The organism is Stenotrophomonas sp. 05L413 (genome assembly GCF_056397945.1).
The window spans coordinates 25544-45310 of the sequence record NZ_JBFTOL010000008.1; the positions used below are offsets into that span (position 1 = coordinate 25544).

General features: G+C 67.1%; 18 protein-coding genes. All 18 read left to right on the forward strand.

Annotated features, from left to right (window positions below; all coding sequences use genetic code 11):
- The first annotated feature begins 4 nt into the window (after nt 1-4).
- The 18 genes from AC1DIQ_RS17655 (at nt 5) to lpxA (ending at nt 19752) form a co-directional block, all read left to right on the forward strand.
- On the forward strand, nt 5-745 hold the full coding sequence (locus AC1DIQ_RS17655; protein ID WP_478050509.1) for a fimbrial biogenesis chaperone: 741 nt from the start codon (nt 5-7) through the stop codon (nt 743-745).
- A gap of 13 nt (nt 746-758) precedes the next feature.
- On the forward strand, nt 759-3104 hold the full coding sequence (locus AC1DIQ_RS17660) for a fimbria/pilus outer membrane usher protein (protein WP_461770942.1): 2346 nt from the start codon (nt 759-761) through the stop codon (nt 3102-3104).
- The gene (locus AC1DIQ_RS17665) at nt 3104-4150 is read left to right on the forward strand and encodes a Csu type fimbrial protein (protein WP_478050546.1); all 1047 of its coding nucleotides are present in this window, start codon (nt 3104-3106) and stop codon (nt 4148-4150) included. Before AC1DIQ_RS17660 ends, AC1DIQ_RS17665 begins: the two co-directional genes overlap by 1 nt.
- A 132-nt stretch (nt 4151-4282) precedes the next feature.
- On the forward strand, nt 4283-4498 hold the full coding sequence (locus AC1DIQ_RS17670; RefSeq protein WP_226956597.1) for a hypothetical protein: 216 nt from the start codon (nt 4283-4285) through the stop codon (nt 4496-4498).
- The gene (locus AC1DIQ_RS17675; RefSeq protein ID WP_461770878.1) at nt 4498-5214 is read left to right on the forward strand and encodes a fimbrial biogenesis chaperone; all 717 of its coding nucleotides are present in this window, start codon (nt 4498-4500) and stop codon (nt 5212-5214) included. Before AC1DIQ_RS17670 ends, AC1DIQ_RS17675 begins: the two co-directional genes overlap by 1 nt.
- Before the next feature lie 214 nt (nt 5215-5428).
- Nucleotides 5429-6283 carry a 30S ribosomal protein S2 gene (rpsB, locus tag AC1DIQ_RS17680; protein WP_152151762.1) on the forward strand — a complete coding sequence of 285 codons (855 nt, stop codon included), beginning with the start codon at nt 5429-5431 and terminating at the stop codon, nt 6281-6283.
- A 127-nt stretch (nt 6284-6410) separates the two neighbouring features.
- The gene (gene tsf, locus AC1DIQ_RS17685; RefSeq protein ID WP_088433310.1) at nt 6411-7289 is read left to right on the forward strand and encodes a translation elongation factor Ts; all 879 of its coding nucleotides are present in this window, start codon (nt 6411-6413) and stop codon (nt 7287-7289) included.
- 192 nt (nt 7290-7481) lie between these two features.
- The gene (locus tag AC1DIQ_RS17690; RefSeq protein WP_152151760.1) at nt 7482-8981 is read left to right on the forward strand and encodes a GGDEF domain-containing protein; all 1500 of its coding nucleotides are present in this window, start codon (nt 7482-7484) and stop codon (nt 8979-8981) included.
- Between the two features lie 133 nt (nt 8982-9114).
- Entirely contained in the window at nt 9115-9843 is a 729-nt protein-coding gene (pyrH, locus tag AC1DIQ_RS17695) for a UMP kinase (protein WP_121041486.1), read from the forward strand.
- Nucleotides 9844-9942: 99 nt separating this feature from the next.
- Nucleotides 9943-10500 (forward strand): ribosome recycling factor, encoded by a 558-nt coding sequence (frr, locus tag AC1DIQ_RS17700; RefSeq protein WP_121041484.1) that lies wholly within the window; start codon nt 9943-9945, stop codon nt 10498-10500.
- Between the two features lie 5 nt (nt 10501-10505).
- Nucleotides 10506-11276 carry a polyprenyl diphosphate synthase gene (gene uppS / locus AC1DIQ_RS17705; protein WP_121041482.1) on the forward strand — a complete coding sequence of 257 codons (771 nt, stop codon included), beginning with the start codon at nt 10506-10508 and terminating at the stop codon, nt 11274-11276.
- Nucleotides 11273-12097, forward strand: a complete 825-nt coding sequence (locus AC1DIQ_RS17710) for a phosphatidate cytidylyltransferase (protein WP_152151758.1) — start codon at nt 11273-11275, stop codon at nt 12095-12097. Before uppS ends, AC1DIQ_RS17710 begins: the two co-directional genes overlap by 4 nt.
- 2 nt (nt 12098-12099) lie before the next feature.
- A complete protein-coding gene (locus tag AC1DIQ_RS17715) occupies nt 12100-13290 on the forward strand; it encodes a 1-deoxy-D-xylulose-5-phosphate reductoisomerase (protein ID WP_121041478.1) in 1191 nt (396 codons plus the stop codon).
- Between the two features lie 34 nt (nt 13291-13324).
- Nucleotides 13325-14683 (forward strand): RIP metalloprotease RseP, encoded by a 1359-nt coding sequence (gene rseP / locus AC1DIQ_RS17720; RefSeq protein ID WP_102789229.1) that lies wholly within the window; start codon nt 13325-13327, stop codon nt 14681-14683.
- Nucleotides 14684-14756: 73 nt separating this feature from the next.
- Complete coding sequence (gene bamA, locus AC1DIQ_RS17725; RefSeq protein WP_121041476.1) at nt 14757-17123, forward strand: outer membrane protein assembly factor BamA; 2367 nt, start codon at nt 14757-14759, stop codon at nt 17121-17123.
- Nucleotides 17124-17466: 343 nt separating this feature from the next.
- Nucleotides 17467-18489, forward strand: a complete 1023-nt coding sequence (gene lpxD, locus AC1DIQ_RS17730) for a UDP-3-O-(3-hydroxymyristoyl)glucosamine N-acyltransferase (protein WP_121041474.1) — start codon at nt 17467-17469, stop codon at nt 18487-18489.
- Complete coding sequence (gene fabZ, locus AC1DIQ_RS17735) at nt 18486-18941, forward strand: 3-hydroxyacyl-ACP dehydratase FabZ (protein WP_019184406.1); 456 nt, start codon at nt 18486-18488, stop codon at nt 18939-18941. Before lpxD ends, fabZ begins: the two co-directional genes overlap by 4 nt.
- 19 nt (nt 18942-18960) lie before the next feature.
- Nucleotides 18961-19752, forward strand: a complete 792-nt coding sequence (gene lpxA, locus AC1DIQ_RS17740; RefSeq protein ID WP_478050510.1) for an acyl-ACP--UDP-N-acetylglucosamine O-acyltransferase — start codon at nt 18961-18963, stop codon at nt 19750-19752.
- Nucleotides 19753-19767: the final 15 nt, after the last annotated feature.

Below are 19767 nucleotides of genomic sequence, written 5' to 3' on the forward strand. Positions count from 1 at the left end.
GCCCATGCCAATGACCGCACGGGCCCGCCTCCGGCGGCGCCTGGGACTGGCCTGCGTCCTGTCTGCCCTCTCCATCGGCACCGTCCCGGCCGCCAGCCTTCAGGTGGCACCGACCGGGCTGCAGCTGGGGCCTCGACAGAACGCCGACGCGCTGTGGATCAGCAACAGCGGCACCGCACCGGTGCAGGTGCAGGTGCGGGTCTACCGATGGAGCCAGCAAGGAGGCCAGGACCAGCTGACCCCGACCGACGACCTGCAGGTCAGCCCGCCGATGCAGTCCCTTGCCGCTGGCCAACAGCAGCTGGTGCGGGTGGTGCGCAGCGACTCGCAGGCCCCGGCAGGACAGCTGGCCTACCGGGTGATTGTCGACGAACTGCCGACGCTGGATCCGAACCGGACCGGCATGCAGTTCGTGCTGCGCTACTCGCTGCCGGTCTTCGTCCAACCCGTCCAGGCCGCCCCTGCCAAGCTGCGGGCACGGCAGATCACCCTGGATGATGGCCGCCCGGCACTGGAAGTAAGCAACGACGGCGGCGCGTACGCGCAGTTGGCCGACCTCGCCATCGGCACTCCGGAGCGCCCGCAGACCGTACATCCGGGCCTGCTGGGCTACGTCCTTGGCGGCCAGTCCATGCGCTGGCCGCTGGAGCTTTCGGCAACCCGCCTGGCGGGAGCTACCTTCATGGCCAGGATCAATGGTGAGTCGGCCCAGACACCACTGCCCGTCGCGCCACCGGCTCGCTGAGGCCTGCGCGCGGATGCTGCTCAGCGCCAGCCTGCTGCCTTGGACGATGCACGCCGCGGAGATCGGCCTGGAGGCCTCGGGCGCGTCGGGCGACGCCGTGCTGCCGGCACCGACCCCGTTGACCGCGCCGCAGACCCTGTACCTGGACGTGACCCTCAATCGCGCGCCGCGTGGCCTGCTTCCCTTCACCCAGGAACTGGGGCGGCTGTTCGCCGCGCCGGCCACGCTGCGCCAGCTCGGCTTCCCCGCGCAGGGCGACGCGGCGGTGCCACTGGACCGTCTGGCCGGCGTGGTGCTGCGCTACGACGCCTCCCTGCAGACCCTCGCGCTGGACGTGCCACTGGACCAGCTCGCACTGCCGACCACCCGGCTCGAGCGGGCACAGGAAACTACCCCGCATGCCTCCGCCTCACCCGGAGCACTCCTCAACTACGACGTTTATGGCAGCCACAGTGAGGCCGGCGGCAACCTGGCACTCACAAGCGAACTGCGGCTGTTCGGGCTCGGCAATGGCGTGCTGGAGAACAGCACTGTGCAGCGCATCTACGAGGTTCCCCGGCAAGGCTGGCGGACCGACAGCGTGCGCCTGGACACCCATTGGCAACTGGATTTCCCCGACGCAGCGCTGACCCTGACCGTCGGCGATTTCTACAGTGGCTTCGTCGACTGGAGCCGGCCGGTGCGGATGGGCGGCATCCAGATTGGACGCAACTATGGCCTGCAGCCGTATCGCCTGCTGACCCCGACCCCGACCTTCCTCGGCGAAGCGGTGGTGCCTTCCAACGTCGAGCTGTATGTCGACGGATTGCGCCAGTACAACGGCCAGGTGCCGGTCGGACCGTTCCAGCTGGCCGCACAGCCGGGCATCAACGGCACCGGCAATGCCCAGGTGGTGATCACCGATGCATTCGGCCGCATGCAGACACTGGACTTCGCCTTCTACGGCACCCAGCAGTTGCTGGCGCAGGGCCTGTCGGACTGGTCGCTGGGCGTGGGACGCATGCGCCGGGACTATGGCATCCGCTCGTTCGCCTACGAGGCGCAGACCGTGGGAAGCGGCACTTGGCGTTACGGCGTCAGCGACCGGTTCACCGCCGAACTGCATGCCGAGGGCGGTGGCGGCGTGCGCAATGCCGGCGCTGGCGGCTGGTGGCTGCTGGGCGCCGCCGGGGTGTTCAATGCCGCCTACGTTCACAGCCGCCGGGACGGCCGCGACGGCGGCCAGTACGGGCTGGGGTACAGCTGGAACAACCGCCGATTCAACGTCAACCTGTCCAGCCGACGCACCCACGGCGACTATCGTGACCTGGGTGCACTGCAGGACAGCCTGCCTGCGCAGATCAGCGAACAGGCCACGCTGGGCGTGAACCTGGACGCGGCCGGGGCGATCAGTGCCAGCTACCTGCGCCTGCGCTACCGCGATGGTGAGGACAACCGTTACGCCAGCCTGTTCTGGTCGGCCAACCTCGGACGCCGCTGGTCCACGTACCTGTCGGTCAACCAGAACCTGGACGAGAGCAACGATCGCAGCATCTACCTGTCGCTGTCGGCCGCGCTTGGGCGCAACCGCCAGGCCAGCCTGTCCACCCAGCGCAACGGCGAGAACACCACCTACGTGGCCGACGTGTCCCAGCCGGTGCCCGGCGACGGCAGCCAGGGCGGGGTCGGTTGGCGCCTGCAGGCGCGCGGCGGCGACGATGGCGGCGGCGGCCTGGGTGAAGTGGGCTGGCTCAACCGGGTCGGACGCTACGCACTGGGGTACTCGCGCCAGGGCGACACCGATTACGGCTATGCCAGCGCCAGCGGCAGCCTGGTCTGGATGGGGGGGCACGTGTTCGCCGCACGCGAAGTGCCCGATGCGTTCGCCGTGGTCTCCACCGGCAGGTTCGCCGGGGTACCGGTACGGCTGGAAAACCGCCTGATCGGCAGCACCGACCACAACGGCCTGCTGCTGGTGACGCCGTTGCTGTCCTGGCAGCGCAACCGGCTCTCGATCGACACCCTGGACCTGCCGGCAGACATCCGCGCCGCCGAGGTCGACCGCTGGGTCACGCCGCGCCAGAGCGCCGGAATCGGCGTGGATTTCGGCCTGCGCCGCACCCACCCCCTCACCCTTGTACTGCACGATGACAGCGGCCAGCCGCTGGCACCCGGCAGCGTGGTCCACCTGGCTGGGGCGCGCACGGCGATCGTCGGTTACGACGGCCAGACCTACCTGGAGGACGTGACCCTACCGCTCACCCTGCGGATCGATACCGCGCGCGGCCCATGCACGGTGGCCCTGGAGCCCCCCAGCCCCAGCGAGCCGCATCCGCGCCGACTGGGGCCGCTGCGCTGCATCGCCGGGCCATCGCCGTGATCCGCGCGCTCGCCCTGCTGCTGGTGGCCGCGCTGGCCCTGTTCGGCAGCCGCTCCGCGCATGCCGACACCAACTGCGTGGTCACCACCCCGGTCACCCTCGCGTTCGGAACCATCACCAACGGGTCTGCCAGCGTCACCAACACCACCACTACTTTCACCATCACCTGCAGCACGGCCGCCCTGAGCCTGCTGGCGACCGCGTCGGTGCGCGCCTGCCTGGGCATCGGCAACGGCAGCGGCGGCAGCGCCACCCAGCCCACGCGCAGCCTGCGCAACGCCACGACCGACACCATGGCGTTCCAGCTGTATACCAATTCCACCCGCAGCACGATCTGGGGGCTGACCCCGGGCAGCAACCCGGGCGCGCAGGTGATCGACCTCAACTACAACGTGCCGTTGCTGACCGGCGGCAGCGGCACGGTCACCGTCACCATCTATGGCCAGGTTCCGGCCGGGCAGACGCTCTCCGCAGGAAGCTTCAGCAGCAGCTTCGCCGCCGCCGACACCACGGTTCGCTTCGCCTACAACGAAGTACTGCTCGGTACCGCCTCACCACCGCCCGCCTGCACGACCCCGGCCGGCGGCGGCGCGACCGGCAACAAGACCGTTGCCTCCGGCTTCCCGTTCACGGTCACTGCCAACGTCCTGCCGCAATGCAGTACGTATGTCACCACCGATATGGACTTCGGCAGCAATGCCGGCGCCATTACCGGCAACATCGACCGCACCTCGACCATCGGCCTGACCTGCATCAACCGCACCGCGTACACCATCGGCCTGGACAACGGCCAGCACGTGCTCGGAACGACCACCCGGCGCATGCAGCACGCCACCAATCCGAGCTACTTCATTGCCTACGAGCTGTACCGCGACAGTGGCCGCAGCCAGCGCTGGGGCAACACCATCGGGGTGGACACCGTCCCCGGCACCGGCACCGGCGGCACCCAGACGCTGACGGTGTACGGGCGGGCGCCGCCCACCTCCGGCAGCCTGCCGGCCCAGGGCAGCTACAACGATGTGATCACGGTGAACATTACCTACTGATCCCGCGTCGCCCTCAAGACCGGCGGCAGCCTGGCCGATAATGGGCAGGCCCCTTTCCTGCGATGTTCGATGATCCTGAGACGGCTCCCCCCTGCCCCGGCCTGCCTGCTCCTGCTCGCCGGATTCACGGCATTGCCCGCCACCGCGCAGTCGCAGGGCGGCCTGCGCATCCAGCTCCGCATCGTGGCCGACTGCACGACCACGGCCCTGCGCGGGGCGCGGCCGGACTGCGCGATGCCGCACCAGCGCAGCGATGCTCCCACGCCGGTGCCCATGCAGGTGCAGGCGTTGACCCCGGTGGAACTGCTCCGCGGCGACCGGCCTGACCGGGCTACGGTGACCTACTGATGCGCGGGCTTGCCGCACTTGCCCTGGCCCTGGCCCTGCCTGCAGCCGATGCGAGGGCCGTGCAGCTTTCCACCACCCGCGTGCTGCTGCCTGCCGGGCAGGCCGACGTCGATCTGTGGCTGGACAACCCCGATCCGGTGCGATGGTCCGGCCAGGCCCGGCTGTATCGCTGGGAACAGGAAGAAAACGACGAGCGCCTGCAGCCGGCCGAGGACGTGGCGCTGAGCCCGTCCGTACTGGACATCGCGCCCGGCCAGCGGCAGCGCCTGCGCGTGGTCCGGCTCGGCGCCGCCCCCGAACAGGTCCAACAGGCGTATCGGCTGGTCATCAGCCCGGATCCGGCGCTGCCTGCGGCGACGGCCCCACGCTACTCGTTGCCGGTGTTCCTGGACCCGCTTCAAGCACCCGCAGTGGCACCGGCACTGCAGGCACGGCTCCAGCCGGGCCTGGCCGCGCACGTGCAGCTTTACAATGGTGGCGCGCGCCACGCCCACGTGGCCGACCTGGTGTTCGTCGACCGCACTGGGGCCCGCCAGGCGGTGATAGCGGGCCTTGCCGGCTATGTGCTGCCCCGCCAGACGCGGACCTGGGCGCTTCCCTTCCGCCCCGATCAGTATGTTGGCGGCCACTTCCAGGCCCGCCTGGACCACGCAGCAGAGGCTGCCCTGCCCGCCGCCGCGCCCGAGATTGCAGCCCCGGCCCAGGCCGGGCTATAATCGACCGGATCTCCTGCCTCATCGAAGCAGGGAACACGTCAACACCGGACGTCACCGGTGAATCCACACCTGCCGCCCATATCCGTGCCGGGGTGCTCCGCAAGGAGTTCGGTCACGGAAGCGACAGGGAAGCCAAACCCCGGAACCTCCCGCCTCACGGCGGACCGCCCAACTATTACCCGTGGCGGCCGGTTCCCTATCAGGAGTTACTGCAATGCCCCAGGTCACCATGCGTCAGATGCTGGAAGCCGGCGTCCATTTCGGCCACCAGACCCGTTACTGGAACCCCAAGATGGGCCAGTACATCTTCGGCGCCCGCGGCAAGATCCACATCATCAACCTGGAAAAGACCGTTCCGCTCTTCAATGACGCGATGAACTTCATTTCCAGCGTTGCGCAGAAGCGCGGCACCATCCTCTTCCTGGGCACCAAGCGCAGCGCCCGCGAGTCGATCCGTGAAGAAGCCGAGCGTTGCGGCATGCCCTTCATGAACCAGCGTTGGCTGGGCGGCACCCTGACCAACTTCCGTACCGTGAAGCAGTCGGTTGCCCGCCTGAAGGAACTGGAAGCCGGTGAGACCGACGGCAGCTTCGACAAGCTGGTCAAGCACGAAGTGCTGGGCCTGCGTCGCGAGCGCGACAAGCTGGAAGCCTCGCTGGGCGGCATCAAGGACATGAACCGTCTGCCCGACGCGATCTTCGTCATCGATATCGGCCACGAAGACATCGCCATCAAGGAAGCCAAGAAGCTCGGCATCCCGGTGATCGCTGTTGTCGATACCAATTACAACCCGGAACTGGTCGATTATGCGATCCCGGGCAACGACGACGCCATCCGCGCTGTGCAGCTGTACGCCCGCGCCGCTGCCGACGCCGTGCTGGAAGGCAAGGCTGCTGCGCCGCACGCCGCCACCGTCCGCGAAGAAGAGTTCAGCGAAGCCGCTGCTGGCGAAGAAGCCAAGCCGGCCCGCCGCGCGCCGGCCAAGAAGGCTGCTGCTCCTGCTGCTGCCGCTCCGGCCGCTGAAGCTCCGGCGGCCGACGCTCCGGCCGCTGGCGAAGCCCAGGCCTGATCCAGGCCCGCGGTGGGCGCAGCGCGCCCACCGCTCCTGTCCGCTGCCGTTGGCGCGACGACAGGACACCTGTCACACGGGCCGGCCACCATGCCGGCCCAACCCCTTTCTTTCGTGAGGAAATCCCGTGGAAATCACTGCTTCCCTGGTCAAGGAACTGCGCGAGCGCACTGGCGCCGGCATGATGGAGTGCAAGAAGGCACTCGTCGAAAACGGCGGCAACATCGACGCCTCGGCCGAATGGCTGCGCAAGTCCGGCCTGGCCAAGGCCGACAAGAAGGCTGACCGCGTGGCTGCCGAAGGCATCATCGTGGCGGCCCAGGACGGCGGCAAGGCCGTGCTGGTCGAAGTCAACTCGGAAACCGACTTCGTCGCCAAGGACAGCAACTTCCTGGACTTCACCAAGGCGGTTGCTGCCACCGCGCTGAGCTCGGGCGCTGCCGACATCGACACCCTGAAGGCCGCCAAGCTGCCGTCCGGCGAGACGATCGAAGAAGCCCGCGCTGCCGTCATCGCCAAGGTCGGCGAGAAGGTCGACGTGCGTCGCATCGTGCGCCTGGAATCGACCAACAACGTCGCTGCCTACGTGCACGGCGGCCGCATCGGCGTGCTGGTTGAACTGGCCGGCGGCAACGAAGAGCTGGCCCGTGGCCTGGCCATGCACGTGGCTGCCATGAACCCGCCGCACAACAAGGCCGCCGATGTGCCGGCCGAGTTCGTTGCCAAGGAAAAGGAAATCGAACTGGCCAAGATGTCCGACAAGGACAAGTCCAAGCCGGCCGATATCCTGGAAAAGATCATCAGCGGCAAGATCGCCAAGATCGTCAACGAAGTGACCCTGTACGGCCAGCCGTACGTGCTGGACACCAACCAGTCGGTCGAGCAGGTCCTCAAGGCCGCCGGTGCCGATGTGGTCGGCTTCCAGCGCCTGGCGGTCGGCGAAGGCATCGAGAAGGTGGTGGAAGATTACGCCGCCGAAGTGATGAAGCAGGCCGGTCTGGCCTGATCTTCACCGCTTGAATGTGTTACGAAAGAAGCCGCGGACTCCGCGGCTTCTTTTTTTTGTCCATTGGCTTTGCTTTGTGTGCCGGATCAGGGCAATACTCCCAAACCGATCTGCCGCGTCAACGCAAGAAATCAAGGACGAAACTGTGATGTACCTCAGGTATTCTTGCCCCAACACACTGAAAAGCCCGCCATGCCTCCCGAGCTGACAGCCGCCCTGGCGCTCTGCCGCAACCTGCCCTCCCCGCCCGGTATTGCCCTGCGCATCATCGAACTGGCGCAGGATCCGGAAGCGGACATCACCACCGCCGCCGACATCATCGCCATCGACATGGCGCTGAGTGCCCGCATGCTGCGCATCGCCAATTCACCGCTGTATGCCAGCCGCCGGCGCATCGAGAACCTCGGCCAGGCACTGACCATGCTCGGCCTGAATGCCACCGTCAGCCTGGCACTGGGCTTCACCGTCACCCAGAACCTGACCGCGGCCGGCGACGGCCAGGACCTGCGCGAGCGCGCGTGGCGCCGAAGCATCCTAAGCGCGCTGGCAGCCAGCCTGCTCGGCCAGGCCCGCGGCCTGCGCAAAGCCGAGGAACTGATGCTGGCCGGCCTGCTGCAGGACATCGGCGTGCTCGCCCTCGCCCAGGCGCAGCCGGAAACCTATCTCCCGCTGCTGCGCCAGGCGGCCGACAACGACGCCCTGGTCGCACTGGAGCGCGAACACCTGCAGTGCAGCCATGCCGATGTCGGGGCGTGGGTGGCCGAGGAATGGGGCCTGCCCCGCTACCTGGTGGACAGCATCGCGCACAGCGAATCGCCCGCCACCGGCGACGACAATTTCCAGAACTGCGTCGCCCTGTCCGGCGCCGTGGCCGATATCTGGCTCGGCACCGATGCCGATGCCGCCCGCGAACACGCCCTGCAGCGCGTGCACGACACCCTCGGCCTGGACAGCGCCCAGTTCGACCAGGTGCTGGCCCGCATCGGCGAATCGCTGCCGGATATCAGCACCCTGTTCGAGACCCCGCTGTTCTCGCCCTCGCGCGTGCAGCAGCTGATCGACCATGCCCAGGAGCTGGCCACGCTGCGCAACCTGCGCGAGATGCAGGACGCCGCCCTGGCCCGCCAGCGTGCGGATGAATTCGAGGCGCGCGCCAATCGGCTGGCCGAGCAGGCCCATCGCGATGCCCTGACCGGGGTGCTCAACCGCCGCCAGCTCGAAGCCGTGCTCGAACAGGAATTCCTGCGCGCCACCCGTCATGGCTGGCCACTCTCGGTCGCCTTCATCGACCTGGACGATTTCAAGAAGATCAACGATGCCCACGGCCACCTCATGGGTGACCAGGTGCTGCGCATGTTCGCCACCAAGCTGCAGGAGCAGTTGCGCAACAGCGATACGGTGGCCCGTTTCGGCGGCGAGGAATTCATCGCGCTGCTGCCCAATACCACCGAGCCGGTCGCACTGGAAGTGGTCCGGCGGGTACTGGCCACGATCGTCAACACGCCGATGGCCGAAGCGGCCGGTGGCCCACTGTTCGTGACCTTCTCCGCCGGCGTGGCCACCCAGGGGGGCTACGAGCGTTTCGCCGATGTTCAGGACCTGCTGAAAGCCGCCGACGACGTGCTGTACCGCTCCAAGAACCTGGGCCGCAACCGCGTCATCGCGCGCTCGCCCAGTACCGCGCCGGCCTGAGCCCGACCCGCGCGCGGCGTCGTGATCGGGGCCGTCGCAGCGCCTGCCTACGCCGCAGTGCAGCAAATTTATGCTGCCCGATGGCCCGGCTTCCAGTAGAATCCGGGCGTTTTCCACGCATCCAGAGATCGCCATGTCAAAGCTCGCCTATCGCCGCATCCTGTTGAAAGTTTCCGGGGAGGCGCTGATGGGAGACGAGGACTACGGCATCGACCCCAAGGTGATCCACCGCCTCGCCCGTGAGGTGATGGAAGCGCAGGCCGCCGGTGCCGAAGTGGCCCTGGTGATCGGCGGCGGCAACATCTTCCGCGGTGCCGGCCTGGCCGCAGGCGGCATGGACCGGGTGACCGGCGACCAGATGGGCATGCTCGCCACCGTGATCAACGCACTGGCCATGCAGGACGCCCTGGAGAAGCTGGGCGCCAAGGCCCGCGTGATGAGCGCGATCAAGATCAACGACGTCTGCGAGGATTACATCCGTCGCCGCGCCATCCGCCACCTGGAAAAGGGCCGCCTGGTGATCTTTGCCGCCGGCGTCGGCAGCCCGTTCTTCACCACCGATTCCGGCGCGGCCCTGCGTGCGATCGAGATCGGCGCGGACCTGCTGCTGAAGGCCACCAAGGTGGACGGCGTGTATGACAAGGATCCGAACAAGTACAGCGATGCGGTCCGTTTCGACAGCCTGACCTACGACGAAGTGATCCGTCGCGGGCTGGAAGTGATGGATACCGCCGCCTTCGCGCTGGCCCGTGACAGCGATCTGCCGCTGCGCGTGTTCGACATGGGCCAGCCGGGCGAGCTGCTCAAGATCCTGCACGGCGACAACATCGGCACCCTGGTGCAGGGCCGCGACAACACCTGAGCCTGAGCGGCGCCCCACGCCGGGCGCCCTGAACGGCCCGGCGAAGCCCCTTCTTCGCCTATAATCGCCCGATTCCCAGTTACATCCAGGATTCGGGCGATGCTCAACGAAATCAAGCAGGACGCGCAGACGCGCATGGCAAAGAGCATCGATGCTCTGAAGCACACCCTCACCTCCATCCGCACCGGCCGTGCTTCCCCGGCCCTGCTGGATCGCATCACCGTCAAGGCCTACGGCACCGACACCCCCTTGAACCAGGTCGCCTCGATCAGCGTCTCCGAGGGCCATTCGCTGGTCATCACGCTGTTCGACAAGGGCATGATCAAGGACGTGGAAAAGGCGATCTATGCCTCCGACCTCGGCCTGACCCCGAACGTGGCCGGCACCGTCATCCGCCTGAACCTGCCGCCGCCGACCGAAGAGCGCCGCAAGGAGCTGGGCAAGCAGGTGCAGAAGGAAGGCGAAGGCGCCAAGATCGCCATCCGCAACATCCGCCAGGACGCCAACAAGGCGATCGCCACCCTGATCAAGGACAAGGCGATCAGCGAAGACGACAAGAAGCGCGGCGAAGACGACATCCAGAAGCTGACCGACAAGTCCATCAAGGACGTCGATAGTGTTGTCGCCGAGAAAGAAAAGGAACTGATGGCGGTCTGAGCCCTATGTCCCAGGCCCCGACCAGCAGTTCCGACGCGCCCGTGCCGCGCCACGTTGCCATCATCATGGATGGCAACGGGCGTTGGGCGCAGAAGCGTCGTCGCCCGCGCGTGATCGGCCATCGTGCCGGTGCGCGCGCGGTCAACCGCACCATCGATTTCTGCCTCGACCACGGCATCGCCGCGCTGACCCTGTTCGCCTTCTCCAGTGAAAACTGGGGCCGGCCGAGCGATGAGGTCGACGCGCTGATGAAGCTGTTCCTCAATGCGCTCGACCGCGAAGTGGACGAGCTGCATCGCCGTGGCGTGCGCGTACGTTTCATCGGCGAGCGTGAGCGCTTCGGCGCCGGGCTGGTCAGCCGCATGCAGCTGGCCGAACAGCGCACCGCCGGCAACCGTGCGATGACCCTGAGCATCGCCGCCAGCTACGGCGGCCGCCAGGACATCGCCCGCGCCGCGCGCGAGCTCGCTGCCGAGGTCGCGGCCGGTCGCCTGCTGCCCGAGCAGATCGACGAAGCGATGCTCAGCAGCCGCGTGGCCCTGGCCGACCTGCCACCGCCGGACCTGTTCATCCGCACCGGTGGCGATACCCGCATCAGCAATTTCCTGCTCTGGCAGCTGGCCTATACCGAACTGTGGTTCACCGACGTACTGTGGCCCGAGTTCGACGCCGCCGTCCTGCAGCAGGCGTTCGACGCCTATGCCGCGCGTGAACGCCGTTTCGGCCTGACCAGCGCCCAGATCGCCGCCTTGGCCACCGAGACCTCTTCCCCATGACCAAGACCCGAGTCATCGCCGCGCTGATCATGGCGCCGGTCGCCATTCTCGCCATCCTGATGCTGCCCACCCAGTGGCTGGCCGCCGCGGCGGCCGCCGTGTTCCTGATTGGCCTGTGGGAATGGCTGAAGCTGGCCGACGTGGAAGACACCCTCGCCCGCACCGTGCTGCTGGTGCTGAATCTGGTGCTGATGGTGCTGATCGTGTGGGCCGATGCCGGCTCGCTGGTGCTGTACCAGATCGCCGCACTGATCGGCATCGGCTGGTGGTTGATGGCGCTGCTGTGGCTGCGCTTCTTCAACTTCGGCGCCAGCCCGAGCAGCCCGGCACGTGCGCTCAAGCTGCTGGCCGGCACCCTGGCGATCGTTCCGGCCTGGGCCTCGCTGGTGCTCATCCATGCCAGCGGTGACAACGGTCACCTGTGGCTGCTGACCGCGCTGGCCGTGGTCTGGGCCGCCGATTCGGGCGCCTACTTCGCCGGCCGCACCTTCGGGCGCACCAAGCTGGCCCCGCGGATCAGCCCCAACAAGACCTGGGAAGGCCTGGGGGGCGGCATGGTCGCCGGCCTGATCGTGGCGCTGGGCTTCGGCTGGCTGGCCGGGATCGACAGCGGCCATCTGGTCGGCCTGGTGATCACCGCCGTGGTCACCGTGTTTGCCTCGGTGCTGGGCGATCTCTATGAGAGCCTGATCAAGCGCCACGCCGGTGCCAAGGATTCGGGCCATATCATCCCGGGCCATGGCGGCGTGCTCGATCGTATCGACGGCGTTCTCGCCGCCCTGCCGGTGTTCGCACTCGGCAAGGAAATCTTCGGGTTCTAACCATGGCCAGCGCTTCCGCCCCCCGCCAGGTCGCCGTCTTCGGCGCCACCGGTTCGATCGGCGCATCCGCGCTGGACGTGATCGCGCGCCATCCGGACCGCTACCAGGTCACTGTGCTGGCCGCCGGCCGCCAGGTCGATGCGCTGGTCGCGCTGTGCGCCGTGCACCGCCCGGCGCATGCCGTGATTGCCGATGAATCGCGGTATGCCGCCCTGCGCGACGGCCTGCGTGACGCCGGCCTGGCCACCCGGGCCCATGCGGGCGCTGCGGCGCTGGATCAGCTGGCCGCCAGTGATGCCTGCGACACCCTGGTCGCCGCCATCGTGGGGGCCGCCGGGCTGTCCTCGACCCTGGCCGCCGCGGCGGCCGGCAAGCGGATCCTGCTGGCCAACAAGGAGTCGCTGGTGCTGGCCGGCGAGCTGCTGATGCGCCAGGCCGCGGCCGGCGGGGCGGAGATCATCCCGATCGACAGCGAGCACAGCGCGATCTTCCAGTGCCTGCGCTCCCGCGACGCGAGTCTCGATGGGGCCGGCGTGCGCCGGATCATCCTGACCGCCTCCGGCGGCCCGTTCCGTGGCCGCACCCGCGAGCAGCTGGCACAGGTCACTCCGGCCCAAGCCGTGGCCCACCCGAAGTGGTCCATGGGCCCGAAGATCTCGGTCGATTCGGCGACGTTGATGAACAAAGGGCTCGAAGTCATCGAAGCCCATCATCTGTTCGGCGTGCCCGGCGAGCGCATCGACGTGCTGGTCCACCCGCAGAGCCTGGTGCATTCGCTGGTCGAATTCGTCGATGGCTCCACCCTGGCCCAGATGGGCCTGCCGGACATGCGCACCACCCTGGCCGTCGGCCTGGGCTGGCCGCAACGGATCGAATCCGGGGTCGGCGGGCTGGATCTGCTGACCCAGGGGCGGCTGGATTTCGAAGCCCCGGACACCGAGGCCTTCCCGTGCCTGAAGCTCGCCTGGCAGGCGATGGCCGCCGGTGGCACCGCCCCGGCGATCCTCAATGCAGCCAATGAAGTCGCGGTTTCAGCGTTTCTTCAGGGGCGGGCAGCTTTCCTTGCCATTCCAGCGCTGGTCGCTAACGCTCTGTCAACACTGTCGAGCGAGTCCGCCGATACACTGGAGGGCCTGCTGACCGCCGATCAGCGCGCCCGCCAGATCACCCAAGCCGCCATCGACCACGCCTGAATGCCCCATACGCCCCCTTACAGTGCTGATCACCATGGGTGATTTCATCGGATCCGTCTGGTGGATGATCGTCAGCCTTGGCCTGCTGGTGACATTCCACGAGTTCGGCCATTACTGGGTAGCCCGCCGTTGCGGGATCAAGGTGCTGCGCTTCTCTGTCGGATTTGGCAAGCCGCTGTGGTCGCGCCGCAACCGCGCCGGCACCGAATTCGCGATCGCCGCCATTCCGCTGGGCGGCTACGTGAAGATGCTGGACGAGCGCGAGGTGGAAGTGCACCCGGCCGAGCGCGGCCAGGCCTTCAACCACAAGACCGTGTGGCAGCGGATCGCGGTGGTCGCCGCCGGTCCGGCCGCCAACCTGATCCTGTGCATCGCCCTGCTGTGGGCGATGTTCGTGATCGGGAAACAGGATTATTCGGCCACCATCGGCCGCACCACCGGGATGGCCCAGACCGCCGGGCTGCAGGCCGGCGACCGCGTGGTGAAAGTCGATGGCCGCAGCGTGGCCACCGCCGGCGAGGCCAGCATGGCGCTGACCACTGCGGCGATGGATCGTCACGATGCCAAGGTCGAGGTCCTCGACGGCCTGGACCAGGTGCGCACCCGCACCCTGCCGCTGTCGCAGCTGCCGGCCGGCTTCGATGAACGCCGCGTGCCCCAGCTGACCGGGTTGAGCTGGCAGTTCTGGCTGCAGCCGGCGCTGGTGGACAAGGTACTGCCCGACGCGGCTGCCCAGGGCGTGCTGGTGCCGGGCGACCTGATCGTGGCCGTGGACGGCCAGCGCATCGAAGGCGCCGACCAGGTGCCGGCGCAGATCGCCGCGCTCGGCCAGCGTGGCGGCCCCGGCATGATCGACGTCCTGCGCGGCGGCGAGCGGCTGGCGCTGGAGATCACCCCCCGCCAGGGCGTGGACGGCCGTGGCCAGCCGACCTGGCAGATCGGCATCGGTTTCCCGGAGACCCACGCCCCGGCCTACGATGCCGAACTCAAGTTCGGGCCGTTTGCGGCAGTGCCGGTAGCCCTGCGCGAAACCGCCCGGATGGCGGGCGATTCCCTGGGGATGATGCGCCGCATCGTCACCGGCAACGCCTCGCTGCAGAACATCTCCGGCCCGGTCACCATTGCCCGGGTCGCCAATGTCTCGGCCAAACGCGGCCTGGATTGGTTCCTGTATTTCCTGGCCCTGCTGTCGCTGAGCCTGTGCATCATCAACCTGTTGCCCATCCCCATCTTGGACGGCGGGCACCTGCTGTATTACCTTATCGAGTTGGTCAAGGGCAGCCCGCTGAGCGAGCGCGCCATGGCTGCCGGGCAGTATGTGGGCCTGGCGCTGCTGGCCGGGCTGATGGGATTGGCGTTCTACAACGACATCCTCGGCCTGGTCCCGCGATGAACTTTTTTCCTTTTGTCGTCGTCTTATGCGCCGGCATCCCGCAATGTTGAAATCGACTCCAACCGGACGTGACATGACGCGACTCCCCAATCGCCGCCTGCTGGCCCTCGCACTCGTTGCCGGTTTCGGCGCGCCCGCCCTGGCGCAGGCAGCCGAGCCCTTCACCGTCAGCGACATCCGCGTGGATGGTCTCCAGCGCATCACCTCCGGTACCGTGTTCACCTACCTGCCGGTGGAACGTGGCGACACCATCACCGACAACAAGGTCGGTGAAACCATCCGTGCGCTGTACAAGACCGGCTTCTTCGAAGACGTCCAGCTCAACCGCCAGGGCGACATCCTCGTGGTCACGGTCAAGGAACGCCCGGCGATCAACAAGTTGACCGTCACCGGCAACAAGGACATCAAGAGCGACCAGCTGCTCAAGGGCCTGAGCGACATCGGCCTGACCGAGGGCGGCACCTTCGACCGCCTGAGCCTGGACCGGGTGACCCAGGAACTGCGCCGCCAGTACAACGACCGTGGCAAGTACAACGTGGACATCACCCCGACGGTGAGCCCGCTGGACCGCAACCGCGTGGACATCGCCATCGCGATCAAGGAAGGCAAGGCCGCCAAGATCCAGCACGTCAACCTGGTCGGCACCGAGAAGTTCCCGGCCAAGGACATCCTGGAAACCTGGGAATCCAAGGAGCACAACTGGGCCTCGTGGTACCGCCGCGACGACCAGTACTCCAAGGAAAAGCTGTCCGGCGATCTGGAAAAGCTCAACGGCTGGTACCTGGACCGCGGCTACGTGGATTTCAGCATCGATTCCACCCAGGTCTCGATCAGTCCCGACAAGCGCGACATGTTCATCACCGCCGGCGTGACCGAGGGTGAGCAGTACAAGATTTCCGAGATCAAGGTCACCGGCGACACCATCCTGCCGCAGGAAGATGTCGAGCGCATGGTGATCCAGAAATCCGGCGACACGTTCTCGCGTGCGCTGCTGGAGTTCAGCTCGGACCAGATCACCAATTCGCTGTCCAACATCGGCTACGCCTTCGCCAAGGTGAACCCGATCCCGACCAGCAACCGTGCCGACCGCACGGTGGCCATCAACATGCAGGTCGTTCCCGGCCCGCGCGTGTCGGTGCGCCGCATCACCTTCAAGGGCAACACCCGCACCTCCGACGAAGTGCTGCGTCGTGAAATGCGCCAGTTCGAGAACAGCTGGTACTCGCAGGCCGCGATCGACCGCTCCAAGATCCGTCTGCAGCGCTTGGGCTACTTCGAATCGGTCGACGTGGAAACGCCGCCGGTCACCGGCAGCAACGACCAGGTCGACGTGGTCTACAACGTCAAGGAAACCACCTCGGGCAGCTTCGTGTTCGGCCTGGGCTATTCGCAGTCCTACGGCATGACCACCTCGGTGCAGCTGTCGCAGAACAACTTCCTCGGCGGCGGCAACCGTGTGTCGGTCGAAGCGTCGCGCAGCAGCTACCTGCAGCGTTACGGCTTCAGCTATACCAACCCGTACTTCACCGATGACGGCGTCTCGCTGGGCTACAACCTTTCCTGGCGCGAACTGGATTACTCCGACTTCAACACCGCGCAGTACAACAGCACCAATGGTGCCGCGCAGGTGGTGTTCGGCGTGCCGATCACCGAGAACGACACCGTCTCGCTGATGGTGGGCATCGACAGCAACCAGATCACCACGTACCAGGGGTCGACCCCGCAGGCGATCATCGATTACATCGATGCCATCGGCCAGCGCACGTTCCATTCCTGGCGCACCGAGCTGGGCTGGGCGCGCGATACCCGCAACGACTACTTCATGCCGACCCGCGGTACCTACCAGCGCGTCGGCCTGGAAACCACGCTGCCGGGTTCGACCGTGGAGTACTACAAGCTGAACTATCAGTTCTCCAAGTACTGGCCGATCATCCCGCAGCTGGTCATCAACACCCGCGCCGAAGTCGGCTACGGCGACAGCTACGGCAATGACACCACCCGCGTGATCACCAACCCGGATGGCAGCACCCGCGTGGTGACCGCCGCTGGCCTGCCGTTCTACGAGAACTTCTACGCCGGTGGTACCAACTCGGTGCGTGGTTTCGAGGACAACACCCTCGGCCCGCGTTCGGAACCGACCCTGAGCTACAACCGCGGCCAGCCGCTGGGCGGCTCGCTGAAGACCGTTGGTTCGGTGGAAGCCTACTTCCCGCGCCTGTTCGACAGCCCCTCGGCCCGCATCTCGGCCTTCGTGGACTTCGGCAACGTGTACACCGGCGTGGACAACTTCAAGGCCAACGAACTGCGCGTGTCCACCGGTGTGGCCCTGCTGTGGCGCGCCCCGGTCGGCCCGATCTCGATCAGCTACGCCTTCCCGCTCAAGAAGGAAGACGGCGACGAAGTCGAGCGTCTGCAATTCACGTTCGGCGGTCAGTTCTGACCGCCTAACGTGAATTGCCCAAGGTTTGCGCAGCAAACCTTGGGGCCCAACGATTCCTCCTATCCCCCGCGCCGTCGGCGCGGCCCCCTTAACAGAAGGGGGCCTCTCCACCAGACGCGGTACGCATTCGCCGGGCTTTGCCCGGCGTTTTCGTTTCTGGGTCAGGCCAGCGGCCGGCACTACCCTGCCGCGCTCGCGCTGAACCGTCGGGGGGCGTGGCGGGCTGCCCGCCATGACCCCGCGCGATGGCAACCAAGGCGCCGGAGCCACAGCAAACCGACACACCCACCCCAAAACCCCCGCCCCGCATGACCGTTTCGGCATCACACGGTAAACTCCCCCGGTGAACACTCCTACCTATACCGCCCAGCAACTCGCCGAGCAGTTTGGCCTGCAGGTCCATGGTGATGGCAGCACCGCCATCCATGGCGTGGCTACGCTCGCCCATGCCGGCCCCGGCCAGCTCACCTTCCTGGCCAATCCGCGCTACCGCGCGCAGCTGGCCGACAGCCAGGCGGCCATCGTCGTGCTGCGCGCCGAGGATGCCGAGGCCGCGCCCGGCGCCGCCCTGGTCGCCAAGGACCCGTACACCACCTTCGCCAAGATCGCCGCCCTGTTCGATATCGCACCGCCGCGCGCCCCGGGCATCCACCCCAGCGCCTGCATCGATCCGGACGCCCAGGTCGCCGCCAGTGCCCACATCGGGCCGTTCGTCACCATCGGCGCGCGCAGCGTCGTCGGTGAGAACTGCATCGTCGGCCCCGGCAGCATCATCGGCGAAGACTGCACCCTGGAAAACGGCTGCGAACTGATCGCCCGCGTGACCCTGGTCACCCGCGTCAAGCTCGGCAAGCGCGTGCGCATCCATCCCGGCGCCGTGCTCGGTGCCGATGGCTTCGGCCTGGCCATGGATGCCGGCCACTGGATCAAAGTGCCCCAGCTCGGCGGCGTGCGCATCGGTGACGACTGCGAAATCGGCGCCAATACCTGCGTTGATCGCGGCGCGCTGGAAGACACCGTGCTGGAGAACGACGTGCGCCTGGACAACCTCGTGCAGGTCGCCCACAACGTCCAGATCGGCGCCCACTCGGCCATCGCCGGCTGCACCGGCATCGCCGGCAGCGCCAAGATCGGCCGCTACTGCCTGCTGGGCGGCGCCGTCGGCGTCGTCGGTCACCTCGAAATCTGCGACAAGGTCGTCATCACCGGCAAATCGGTGGTGCGCAACTCCATTCATGAGCCGGGCGAGTATTCCTCCGGCACCCCACTGACCGACAACCGCACGTGGCGTAAAAATGCCGCGCGCTTCAAGCAGCTCGATGCGCTCGCCCGGCGCATCCTGTCTGTGAGCAAGGAGAAAGAATGAGCAACAACCAGAATCTGCCGGACATCAACCAGATCCAGCAGTTGATCCCGCACCGCTACCCGTTCCTGCTGGTGGACAAGGTGATCTCGCTCGATTTCGAGAACCGGAAGATCGTCGCCACCAAGAACGTCAGCATCAACGAGCCATTCTTCCAGGGCCACTTCCCGGGCCAGCCGATCATGCCCGGCGTGCTGATCATCGAAGCCATGGCCCAGGCCGGCGGCGTGCTGACCCAGCTCACCCTGGGCCGCGATGCGCAGTCCAAGCTGTTCTACATGGTGAAAGTCGACAAAGCCCGCTTCAGCAAGCAGGTCGTGCCCGGCGATGTGCTGGAAATGCACGTGGAGATCAAGCGCGTGATCCGCAACATGGCGGTGTACGACTGCGTGGCCAAGGTCGATGGCGAAATCGTCGCCTGCGCCGAAGTGCTGTGCGCCGGCACCCGCGAATGATCCAGGCAGGAGATCTGCAATGAGTGACAACGCCCCTCTCATCCACCCCACCGCGGTCATCGACCCGTCGGCGACGCTGGCTGCGGATGTGCGCGTGGGTGCGTTCTGCCTGATCGGTGCGGACGTGGAAATCGGTGCCGGCACCGAGATCGGTCCGCACTGCTCGATCCACGGCCCGACCCGGATCGGCCGCAACAACCGTTTCATCGGCCATGCCGCGATCGGTGGCGAGCCGCAGGACAAGAAGTACAAAGGCGAGCGCACCGAGCTGGTGATCGGCGATGACAACGTCATCCGCGAGTTCGTCACCATCAACCGCGGCACCGCCGGTGGCGGCGGCATCACCACGGTCGGCAACGACAACTGGATGCTCGCCTACACCCACGTGGCGCATGACTGCCATGTCGGCGACCATTGCGTGTTCTCCAACAACACCACGCTGGCCGGCCACGTCAACGTGGGCGACTACGTGATCATCAGCGGCTTCGCCGGTGCCCACCAGTTCTGCCGCATCGGTGCCCACGCCTTCCTTGGCATGGGCGCGCTGACCAACGGCGACGTTCCGCCGTTCACCATGGTCGGCAGCGATACCCTGGGCCGCCCGCGCGGCATCAACAGCGAAGGCCTCAAGCGCCGCGGCTTCGATGCCGAGCGCATCGCCAGCATCAAGCGCGCCTACCGCACGCTGTACGTGGCCGGCCTGCCGCTGGCCGAAGCCAAGGTGCAGCTGGCCGAGCAGGCCACCCACAGCGCCGACGTGAAGGACCTGCTGGACTTCATCGAAAGCGCCGAGAGGCCCCTGCTGCGATGACGGCTCCAGGCGGGA

Coding starts and splice junctions, on each gene's coding strand:
- AC1DIQ_RS17655 (WP_478050509.1), top strand. CDS start 5: ATGCCAATGACCGCACGGGCCCGCCTCCGGCGGCGCCTGGGACTGGCC.
- AC1DIQ_RS17660 (WP_461770942.1), top strand. CDS start 759: ATGCTGCTCAGCGCCAGCCTGCTGCCTTGGACGATGCACGCCGCGGAG.
- AC1DIQ_RS17675 (WP_461770878.1), top strand. CDS start 4,498: ATGCGCGGGCTTGCCGCACTTGCCCTGGCCCTGGCCCTGCCTGCAGCC.
- rpsB (WP_152151762.1), top strand. CDS start 5,429: ATGCCCCAGGTCACCATGCGTCAGATGCTGGAAGCCGGCGTCCATTTC.
- AC1DIQ_RS17690 (WP_152151760.1), top strand. CDS start 7,482: ATGCCTCCCGAGCTGACAGCCGCCCTGGCGCTCTGCCGCAACCTGCCC.
- pyrH (WP_121041486.1), top strand. CDS start 9,115: ATGTCAAAGCTCGCCTATCGCCGCATCCTGTTGAAAGTTTCCGGGGAG.
- frr (WP_121041484.1), top strand. CDS start 9,943: ATGCTCAACGAAATCAAGCAGGACGCGCAGACGCGCATGGCAAAGAGC.
- uppS (WP_121041482.1), top strand. CDS start 10,506: ATGTCCCAGGCCCCGACCAGCAGTTCCGACGCGCCCGTGCCGCGCCAC.
- AC1DIQ_RS17710 (WP_152151758.1), top strand. CDS start 11,273: ATGACCAAGACCCGAGTCATCGCCGCGCTGATCATGGCGCCGGTCGCC.
- AC1DIQ_RS17715 (WP_121041478.1), top strand. CDS start 12,100: ATGGCCAGCGCTTCCGCCCCCCGCCAGGTCGCCGTCTTCGGCGCCACC.
- rseP (WP_102789229.1), top strand. CDS start 13,325: ATGGGTGATTTCATCGGATCCGTCTGGTGGATGATCGTCAGCCTTGGC.
- bamA (WP_121041476.1), top strand. CDS start 14,757: ATGACGCGACTCCCCAATCGCCGCCTGCTGGCCCTCGCACTCGTTGCC.
- fabZ (WP_019184406.1), top strand. CDS start 18,486: ATGAGCAACAACCAGAATCTGCCGGACATCAACCAGATCCAGCAGTTG.
- lpxA (WP_478050510.1), top strand. CDS start 18,961: ATGAGTGACAACGCCCCTCTCATCCACCCCACCGCGGTCATCGACCCG.